The organism is Nonomuraea sp. NPDC005501, assembly GCF_040605905.1.
Taxonomy (GTDB): Bacteria; Actinomycetota; Actinomycetes; order Streptosporangiales; family Streptosporangiaceae; genus Nonomuraea.
The window spans coordinates 41495-50650 of the sequence record NZ_JBEXDT010000070.1 but is presented as its reverse complement, the minus strand read 5'-3'; the positions used below and the strand labels follow the sequence as shown (position 1 = coordinate 50650).

9 protein-coding genes are annotated in these 9156 nt (G+C 72.5%); 4 read left to right on the top strand and 5 right to left on the bottom strand.

What is annotated here, in order from left to right:
- Positions 1–625 (bottom strand): SGNH/GDSL hydrolase family protein (locus ABZS51_RS29250; RefSeq protein WP_355447489.1); only part of this gene is annotated, 625 nt, incomplete at its 3' end.
- Between the two features lie 168 nt (positions 626–793).
- Positions 794–1375 (bottom strand): PadR family transcriptional regulator, encoded by a 582-nt coding sequence (locus ABZS51_RS29245; RefSeq protein ID WP_355447486.1) that lies wholly within the window; start codon positions 1373–1375, stop codon positions 794–796.
- Between the two features lie 239 nt (positions 1376–1614).
- Here ABZS51_RS29245 and ABZS51_RS29240 point away from each other — a divergent pair, with 239 nt between their 5' ends.
- The 3 genes from ABZS51_RS29240 to ABZS51_RS29230 all read left to right on the top strand — a co-directional run bounded on the left by ABZS51_RS29240 (position 1615) and on the right by ABZS51_RS29230 (position 6134).
- A complete protein-coding gene (locus tag ABZS51_RS29240) occupies positions 1615–3333 on the top strand; it encodes an ABC transporter ATP-binding protein (RefSeq protein WP_355447483.1) in 1719 nt (572 codons plus the stop codon).
- A gap of 213 nt (positions 3334–3546) precedes the next feature.
- Positions 3547–5196 (top strand): urocanate hydratase, encoded by a 1650-nt coding sequence (hutU, locus tag ABZS51_RS29235; RefSeq protein ID WP_355447480.1) that lies wholly within the window; start codon positions 3547–3549, stop codon positions 5194–5196.
- Between the two features lie 107 nt (positions 5197–5303).
- On the top strand, positions 5304–6134 hold the full coding sequence (locus ABZS51_RS29230) for a MurR/RpiR family transcriptional regulator (protein WP_355447477.1): 831 nt from the start codon (positions 5304–5306) through the stop codon (positions 6132–6134).
- A gap of 9 nt (positions 6135–6143) precedes the next feature.
- Here ABZS51_RS29230 and ABZS51_RS29225 read toward each other — a convergent pair whose 3' ends face one another.
- Genes ABZS51_RS29225 through ABZS51_RS29215 form a run of 3 tightly spaced genes read right to left on the bottom strand, consistent with a single transcriptional unit; the run spans position 6144 to position 8409 of the window.
- Positions 6144–6890, bottom strand: coding sequence for an ABC transporter permease (locus tag ABZS51_RS29225; RefSeq protein ID WP_355447474.1), 747 nt, complete (start codon positions 6888–6890; stop codon positions 6144–6146).
- Entirely contained in the window at positions 6887–7843 is a 957-nt protein-coding gene (locus ABZS51_RS29220; RefSeq protein ID WP_355447471.1) for an ATP-binding cassette domain-containing protein, read from the bottom strand. Before ABZS51_RS29220 ends, ABZS51_RS29225 begins: the two co-directional genes overlap by 4 nt.
- Positions 7844–7854: 11 nt before the next feature.
- Complete coding sequence (locus tag ABZS51_RS29215) at positions 7855–8409, bottom strand: PadR family transcriptional regulator (RefSeq protein WP_355447468.1); 555 nt, start codon at positions 8407–8409, stop codon at positions 7855–7857.
- A 53-nt stretch (positions 8410–8462) separates the two neighbouring features.
- Between ABZS51_RS29215 and ABZS51_RS29210 the strand changes: the two genes are divergently transcribed.
- Positions 8463–9149 (top strand): SDR family oxidoreductase, encoded by a 687-nt coding sequence (locus ABZS51_RS29210; protein WP_355447465.1) that lies wholly within the window; start codon positions 8463–8465, stop codon positions 9147–9149.
- Positions 9150–9156 lie beyond the last annotated feature (7 nt).

The window sequence follows — 9156 nt, the reverse complement described above, 5'->3', positions numbered from 1 at the left end:
GCCGGGGGAGCGCGGGCAGAGGAGCCGTCCACGAGTCGTCGCTGCCGGGCAGCCCCAGCGCGTGCGCCATCGCGGCGGCGATGCGCGCGTGGCCGAGCGGATTGGCGTGCAGCCGGTCGCTGCCCCACAGCCGTGCGTCGGTGATCGCCGTGTGCGCGAACGAGTCCACCACCAGGACGCCGTGGCGCGCGGCGGCGGCCACGATCCGGGCGTTCAGGTCGACCACCCGGGGCAGCAGCGGGCGGGCCAGCGGCACGAGCCTGCCGAAGTCCGGGAAGGTGACGGTGACGACGGTCGCGCCCGCGCCGGTGAGCGCGGCGAACATGTCCTCCAGCGCGCCCGCCACGGCGGTGGCGTCGAACCGGGGCCGGATCAGGTCGTTCATGCCCGCCATGACGGTCGCCAGGTCGGGCCGGAGCGCCAGGGCGGGGGCGAGTTGCTCGTCGCGGATCTGGGCGGCCAACCGGCCGCGCACGGCCAGGTTCGCGTACAGCAGGCCGGGCTCCTCGCGGGCGAGGTCCTCGGCGAGCCGGTCGGCCCAGCCGCGCAGGCCGCCGGCGTCGTCGCCGTCGCCCAGGCCCTCGGTCTGGCTGTCGCCCAGGGCGACGTAACGCGCATAACTCATCGGGGTTTCCTGTCGGTGCTCATCGCGGAGTCCTCTCGGCTCATGGCCCTGCGGGGGGTCGCCGGCGTGGTCGCGGGGGTGGGGTGGCGGCCTGGACGGTGGTCGGTGGGGCGGCGGCCTGGATGGTGGCGGGGGTGGTCGTCCGGGGGTGTTCGTCCGGGGGTGCTCTCAGGGTGCGGTGGAGGCGTGCTCAGTGGTGGAGGCGCGCTCGGTGAGGACGCGGGCGGCGGACACGCACCAGTCGCGCACCTCACGCTCCAACCGGCAGCCCGCCAGGCACGAAAGGTACGGGCCGACGCGGTCGCCGTGGCGCAGGAACTCCTCCTCGGCCGTGTCGCCCCGCAGGTGGCGCAGCGTCTGCTCGAACAGCTCCAGCTTGGCCGCGGCCTCCTCCGCCCGCTCGCGGAGCTGGGCGATCACGGGGGCCGGGTCGAGCCGGTCCACGGCGTGGACCTTGACGGTCAGGTCGTAGCGGATCAGCAGCGGCTTGCCGGGCGTGGCGGCGAAGGCGGCCAGCTCGCCGATCCCGGCCTCGGTGACCGTGAAGACCCTCTTGTTCGGGCGGCCCCGCTGCACGACCTCGCGCCCGCTGACCAGGCCGTCGGCCTCCAGCCTGGTCAGCTCGCCGTAGAGCTGCTGGGGGGCGGCGTACCAGAAGTTGGCGACGCCCACGTCGAAGATCTTGGCGAGCTGGTAGCCGCTGTACTCCCCGTCGAGCAGCGCCGCCAGGACGGCGTGTCGCAATGCCATCGGCTATCTCAGATGGTCATGTCGATGACTAGTCACGGACATGACTATAGGGAAGGCGCCGCCGGCACGCCAGGTCCTTGGCGCGTTCGGAATCCGGCGACGGTCTCCTCCTCAGGAAGGAGGCGTCAATCAAAGTTGACATACTTTGGTCGTCAATTTAGGTTGACGGGTGCGGAACGCCCGCGGCTGTTCGTTGGGCGCTTCAGGATGAATCGAGATGTGTCGTGAAAGGAGGCGTAGTGATCAAGGACCTGCTCGCCTACGTGCGCCCGCACCGGAAGATCCTTGTCATAGGCGCGTTAGTCGGCCTGGTCGGCTCGGTGGCGGGGCTGGCCATGCCGTTGCTGGCCAAGTACGTGGTGGACGCCTTCGGGAGTGGCGGGTCGATCGCCGGCCCGCTCATCGGGCTGACCGTGGCCGTCGTGGTCGGCGCCGTGGTGTCGGCCGGCGGCAACTACCTCATGGAGCGCACCGGCGAGGGCATCGTGCTCGACGCCCGGCGCGGGCTCGTCGACCGGATGCTCCGCCTCCGGGTGGCCGACGTGGACCGGCTCAAGCCCGGCGACCTGCTGTCACGGGTGACCGGCGACACGACGCTCCTGCGCTCCGTCCTGACCAACGGCATCGTGAACTCCATCGGCTCGGTCTTCATGCTCGTCGGAGCCGTGATCATGATGGCCGCCATGGACGGCGTGCTGCTGCTCGTCACGTTGCTCGTCATCGTCGTGGTCGGCGGCATGACGGGCCTGATCATGCCGAGGATCCAGCGGGCCCAGCAGGAGGCGCAGGCCGCCGTGGGCGACATGGGCGCCGTGCTCGACCGGGCGCTCCAGGCGTACCGGACGGTCAAGGCGAGCGGGGCGGAGGAGCGCGAGATCGCGGTCGTCGGTGACGCCGCCGAGCGCGCTCGCGACCGAGGGCTTCAGGTGGCCGGGTGGACCTCGCTGGCCGGGGTGGCCACGTGGATGGCCGTGCAACTCGCGTTCCTCAGCGTGCTCGCGGTGGGCGGCGCCCGGGTCGCGTCCGGGACACTGGAGATCTCCTCGCTGATCGCGTTCCTGCTGTACCTGTTCTACCTGGTGGCGCCGATCGGGCAGCTCGTCGAGGGGGCCGTCCAGCTCCAGCAGGGCCTGGCCGCGATGAAGCGCATCAAGGAGATCGAGAACCTGCCCGCCGAGCCGGTCGCCGTGCCGGCTCCCCCCGTGGCCGCCCCGGCGGCGGAGCCTGTCGGGGTGCGGTTCGAGGACGTGGCGTTCCGGTACGGCGAGGACCGGCCGGCCGTCCACGACGGAGTGACGTTCGAGGTGCCGGCCGGCGGCCTGACCGCGCTCGTCGGGCCGTCGGGGGCCGGCAAGTCCACGGTGTTCGCCCTGCTCGAACGCTTCTACGACCATCAGGCCGGGACCATCCTCGTCGGCGGGCGGGACATCCGCGACTGGCCGCTCGGCGAGCTGCGCGGCGCGTTCGGTTATGTCGAGCAGGACGCGCCCGTGCTCGCCGGCACCCTGCGGGAGAACCTGCTGTTCGCCGCCCCCGGCGCCGCCGAGGACGAGCTGTGGAGCGCGATCGCCCGCACCCGCCTCGACGACCTCGTGGCCCGGCTGCCCGAGGGGCTGGAGACCCCCGTCGGCCACCGCGGCGTGCTGCTGTCCGGCGGCGAGCGGCAGCGGGTCGCGATCGCGCGGGCGCTGCTGCGCAGGCCGCGGCTGCTCCTGCTGGACGAGGCCACCTCGCAGCTCGACGCGGTCAACGAGCTGCGGCTGCGCGAGGTCATCGCCGAGGTCGCCACCGAGACGACCGTGCTCGTCATCGCGCACCGGCTCTCGACGGTGACCAACGCCGGCCGCATCATCGTCATGGAGGGCGGCGGCGTACGGGCGTCCGGCACCCACGAGGAGCTGGTCGGCCACGACGACCTCTACCGGGAGCTGGCCGCCACCCAGTTCCTGGTGAGCTGACCCGTTGTGGGCAGCCCGTTGCAGGTGCGGACTCCGCTACCTGCAACGGGCCGCTGGACGGGGCTCGTTGTGGGTGCGGACTCCGCTACCTGCAACGAGCCGCTGAACGCGGCTCGTTGTGGGTGCGGACTCCGCTACCTGCAACGAGCCGCTGAACGCGGCTCGTTGTACCCTGCCAGAGACATATATGAATGCCTTCATTCAGGAGGTCGTATGACCCGGACCGTGCGCGCGCCGCGAGGCACCACGCTCACCGCGAAGGGGTGGCCGCAGGAGGCCGCCCTCCGGATGCTCCAGAACAACCTGGACCCGGAGGTGGCCGAGCACCCCGAGCAGCTGGTCGTCTACGGCGGCTCCGGCCGGGCGGCGCGCGACTGGCCCTCGTTCGACGCGCTGGTCAGGACGCTGACGACGTTGGAGGGCGACGAGACGCTGCTCGTCCAGTCCGGCCGGCCGGTCGGGGTGTTCCGCACGCACGAGTGGGCGCCGCGGGTCCTCATCGCCAACTCCAACCTGGTGCCCGACTGGGCGAACTGGGAGGAGTTCCGGCGGCTGGAGGCGGCCGGGCTCACCATGTACGGGCAGATGACCGCGGGCTCCTGGATCTACATCGGCACCCAGGGCATCCTGCAGGGCACGTACGAGACGTTCGCCGCGGTCGCCGAGAAGAGGTTCGGCGGGACGCTGGCCGGGACGGTCACGCTCACGGCGGGCCTCGGCGGCATGGGCGGCGCCCAGCCGCTCGCCGTCACCCTCAACGGCGGCGTCGCCATCTGCCTCGACTGCGACCCGCGCTCGGTGTCGCGCCGCATCGAGCACCGCTACCTCGACGTGCGGGCGTCGTCGCTGGACGAGGCGCTGCGCCTGGCCTACGAGGCGCGCGACGCCCGCCGGCCGCTGTCCATCGGGGTCGTCGCCAACGCCGCCGAGGCCGTCCCCGAGCTGCTGGCCCGCGGCGCCGAGATCGACATCGTCACCGACCAGACCTCGGCGCACGACCCGCTCATGTACCTGCCGCTCGGCGTGGCCTTCGAGGACATGGCCGCCGAGCGCGACAAGGACCCGGCCGCCTTCACCCGGCGCGCCCGCGAGTCGATGGCCCGGCATGTCGAGGCGATGGTCGGCTTCAAGGACGCCGGGGCCGAGGTGTTCGACTACGGCAACTCCATCCGGGGCGAGGCGCGGCTGGCCGGCTACGCGCGGGCCTTCGACTTCCCGGGCTTCGTGCCGGCCTACATCCGGCCGCTGTTCTGCGAGGGCAGGGGGCCGTTCCGGTGGGCGGCGCTGAGCGGCGACCCGGCCGACATCGCCGCCACCGACCGCGCCATCCTCGACCTGTTCCCCGACAACGAGCCGCTGGCGCGCTGGATCCGCGCCGCCGGGGAGAAGGTCAGCTTCCAGGGGCTGCCGGCGCGCATCTGCTGGCTCGGCTACGGCGAGCGGCACCTGGCGGGCGAGCGGTTCAACGACATGGTGGCCTCCGGGGAGCTCCAGGCGCCGGTCGTCATCGGCCGCGACCACCTCGACAGCGGGTCGGTCGCCTCGCCGTACCGGGAGACGGAGGCGATGGCGGACGGCTCGGACGCCATCGCCGACTGGCCGCTGCTGAACGCCATGCTGAACACCGCCTCCGGCGCGGCCTGGGTGTCGATCCACCACGGCGGCGGGGTCGGCATCGGGCGCTCGATCCACGCGGGCCAGGTCACGGTCGCGGACGGCACGGCCCTGGCGGGGGAGAAGCTCAACCGCGTGCTGACCAACGACCCCGGGACGGGCGTGATGCGGCACGTGGACGCGGGATACGAGGAGGCGGTCGAGGTGGCGCAGGCCCGGGGGGTGCGCGTCCCGATGCGGGAGTCGTGAAGGCGTCCCGGCGCGTGGCGGGCGGACGGCTCTGCGCCCGCGCCGGGCACCGCCGATCCGGTGACCTGGGATGAAGATGTGGCACCCGTGGTGTTAGAGGTGGCGTGGTGGGTGGATATCACGGGGCGATGGAGCTGCTGCTGGGCGGCCGGAGACTGTCGCCCGTGCAGCGCAGGATCGCCCACTACCTGTCCGAGCATCTCGACGAGGCCATCTTCCTGTCCAGCGTCGAGCTGGCCGAGCGGGCCGGGGTCAGCCAGCCGTCCGTGACCCGGTTCGCCATGGTGCTGGGGTTCGCCGGATACCCGGAGCTGCGGCAGGCGCTGCGGCCGATGGTGATGGGCGGCGCGGCCGAGGCGCCGCAGGGCAGCCTGCTGCGCGGCGCCATCGACAACGAGATCCGCAACCTCACCCTGCTGCGCGAGCGGCTGTCGTCGATGCCGTTGAAGGAGGCGGGGGAGGCGCTGGCCGCGACCGAGCCGCTGGTCGTCCTCGGGCTGCGCGTCTCCTCGGGGCTCGCCACCACGTTCGCCTACTACGCGCGCCGCATCCATCCCGACGTGCGGCTGCTGACCCACGGCGGTTCGGAGCTGGCCGACGGCCTGCACGCCGCCCGCCGGGCCGGGGCCGAGTGGGTGGTGGCGGTGCTGCTGCCCCGCTACCCCGTGGAGGCGGTCCAGGCGCTGGAGTACGCGGACAAGCTGGGCCTGCGGACGGCGGTCATCACCGACAAGCCGGGCGTCCCCGCCGAGATCGTGCTGGACGCCCCCGTGGGGGACCGGCTGGTGTTCGACTCCCACGCGGCGCCGCTGGCCCTGGCCATGGCCCTGGTGGAGGCCATGGCCGACGCGGCGCCGCTGCGCACCCAGGCGCGGCTGGAGGAGTACGAGCGGATGACCGACGAAACCGGGACGTTCGTCCAGGGCGACCTGCCGTAGGGATCCCGGTCAGCCGGCGATCGCCCGCAGGGAGCGTACGGACCAGGTGACGGTGAGCGCCGACAGCGCGAGCATGATGCCGAACGCGAGCGGGACCGACGGGTCGGTGAGGTGGCCGGCGAACAGCGCCCGCCCCGCCACCACCGGGTGGTACATCGGGTTGAACAGGGCCACCGTCCGCATCCACTCCGGGGCCAGCGTCATCGGCAGCAGCGCCCCCGACAGCAGCATGACGGGCAGGGCGAAGAACTGCATGGTCTGGGCCATGCCGTTCTCGTCACGCAGCGACAGCGCCAGGCCGTAGCCGATGCCGGAGGCGAACAGCCCGGTCAGGGCGATGAGCACCACCATGACGGCCAGGCCGGGCAGGTCGGCCCGCATGCCCATGGCGAGGGCGATGAGGATGACCGCGACGCACTGCGCCACCAGCACCACCCCGTCGCGCAGGGTACGGCCGAGCACGATCGACGGGCGCCAGGCGGGGCTGACCGCGATGCGCTCCAGCACGCCGCTGCGCAGCTCGTAGATCATGCCGTAGCCGACGCCGACCGCGCCGAACAGCGCGGTGATCACCAGCATGCCCGGCGTGAAGGAGGTCAGCGCGGCGGCCGTCGACCGCCGGGCGGAGCCGGCCACCAGGGGACCGAACAGCAGCAGGTACACGACCGGCTGGACGATGCCGAACAGCGGCCAGATCGGGTTACGGAAGGTGTTCCGCAGCTCGTAACCCAGGAAGAGCAGGGTGTGGCGGATCACGCGGCGGCTCCCGTGTCCCGGAGCGAGCGGCCGGTCCTGGCCAGGAAGACGTCGTCCAGGGTGGACCGGTCGAGCGCGATCGAGGCCAGGCCGAGGCCGTGCTCCTCCAGGTCGCGCAGCATGGCGGGCAGGGCGTGCTCGCCGTCGTCCACGTACACGCGCAGGACGTCGTCGTCCACGCGGGTCTCCCGGGCGTACGGCTTGAGCGCCTCGGCGGCCCGCCCAGGGTCGCTCACCCGCAGCGTCACCACGTCGCCCGACACCTCGCGCTTCAGCTCGGCCGGGGTGCCGTGGGCAACGATCAGGCCGTGGTCGACGATGGCGAGCCGGTCGCAGAGCGCGTCGGCCTCGTCCAGGTAGTGGGTGCTGAGCAGGACGCTCGTGCCGCGCTCGCGCAACTGGCGGATGCGGTCCCAGAGGTTGGCCCGGTTCTGCGGGTCGAGGCCGGTGGTGGGCTCGTCGAGGAAGAGCAGCGGCGGGCTGTGGACGAGGCCGAGCGCGATGGCCACCCGCCGCTTCTGGCCGCCCGACAGGGTGCGGGCGGGCCGGTCGGCCACCTCGGCGAGGTCGAACCGGTCCAGCACGCCGGCCGTCGCCTCGGCGGCGCGGGCGACCCCGTGGATGCGCGCGGCCATCGTGATCTGGGCCCGCGGCGTCGCGGTCTCCTCGACGCCGCCGGCCTGGCTGACGTAGCCCAGCCGGCCGCGCACCCGGCCGGGCTCCTTGAGCAGGTCGAACCCGGCGACCGTGGCGGTGCCGGCGTCGGGGGTGATCAGCGTGGCGAGCATCCTGATCGTGGTGGTCTTGCCGGCGCCGTTGGGGCCGAGGACGCCGAAGATCTCGCCGGTCTCGACGGCGAGGTCGACGCTGCGGACGGCCTCGACGGTCTGGGTGGCGCCTCGGCGGCCCCGGCTGGTGAAGGTCTTGCGTAAGCCGTGCGCGTCAATGATCATCTGATGTTTCCTCAAGGTAGTTCGTCGGCCTCCACCTGCGGGATCGCCTTCTCGGCCCAGGCGAGCTGGGCGGCGTACATGGCGGAGGTGAGGCGGAGGTTCTCGTCCACGTGCTGGGGCGCGCCGTAGCGCTGCTTGGCGCCGAAGATGTGCTCGATCATGGTGATGTTCGTCCGGAGCTGCTGGATCCTGCTGTGCAGGCCGTCGAGCAGCTCCTCCTTGCTGAGCCGGTCCATGAACGACAGCGCCACCTGGAACGGGTCGATGATCGGCTTGACCTCGTGCCAGGAGACGAGCAGTTGCCGGTGGAACTCCGTCCGGCCGGCCTCGGTGATCCGGTAGACGGCCTTGGCGCCCTTGGAACGGCCGCCGGTGCTCTCCGGCTCCGTCACGATCTCCAGCAGCCCTTCCTCCGCCATCTTGGCCAGGCCGTGGTAGATCGAGCCGAATGCCACGTTGGCCCAGGAGTCTGCGCCCATCACCTCCAGCCGCCTGCGGACCTGGTAACCGTTCATCGGCTCGTCGAGCAACGTGCCGAGGATGAGAATGCGGGTCGACGTCGACATGCTCAAGTTTGTGTTCAAATTTGAGCATCTGTCAAGGTCGTAAACTGCTCCGCATGACCGAACGACCAACGGCGCTGGTCACCGGCGCCTCCCGGGGCGTGGGCGAGGCCGTCGCCCGGGCGCTGGCACCCACGCACCACGTCCTGCTCGGCGGCCGCGACACCGAGGCCCTCGGCAGGCTGGCCGGCGAGCTGCCCGACGCGCGGCCCTGGCCCGTCGAGCTCACCGAGGTCGGCCCCGCCGACGTCGAGGGCGTGGAGCGGCTCGACCTGCTCGTCCACAGCGCCGGCATCGCCCTGCTCGGCCACGTCGCCGAGCTGCCCGCCGACGCCTGGCGCCGGACGATGGAGCTCAACGTCGTCGCGGTGGCCGAGCTGACCCGGCTGCTGCTGCCGGCGCTGCGGGCCGCCCGCGGCCACGTCGTCTGCGTCAACTCGGGCGCGGGGCAGCGCGCGAACCCCAACTGGGGCGCGTACGCGGCCAGCAAGTTCGCCCTGCGGGCCTTCGCCGACGCGCTGCGCCTGGAGGAGCAGGAGCTGCGGGTGACGACCGTCTACCCGGGCCGCGTCGACACCGACATGCAGCGCAGCGTGCGCGAGCAGGAGGGCGGCGCGTACGAGACGGACCGCTACCTGCGGGCCGACACCGTCGCGCGGGCCGTGCTGGCCGCCGTCAACGCCGGTCCCGACGCCCACCTGACCGAGATCACGCTGCGCCCGAGCGCCGGGCCCGTCACCTGATCCCCCT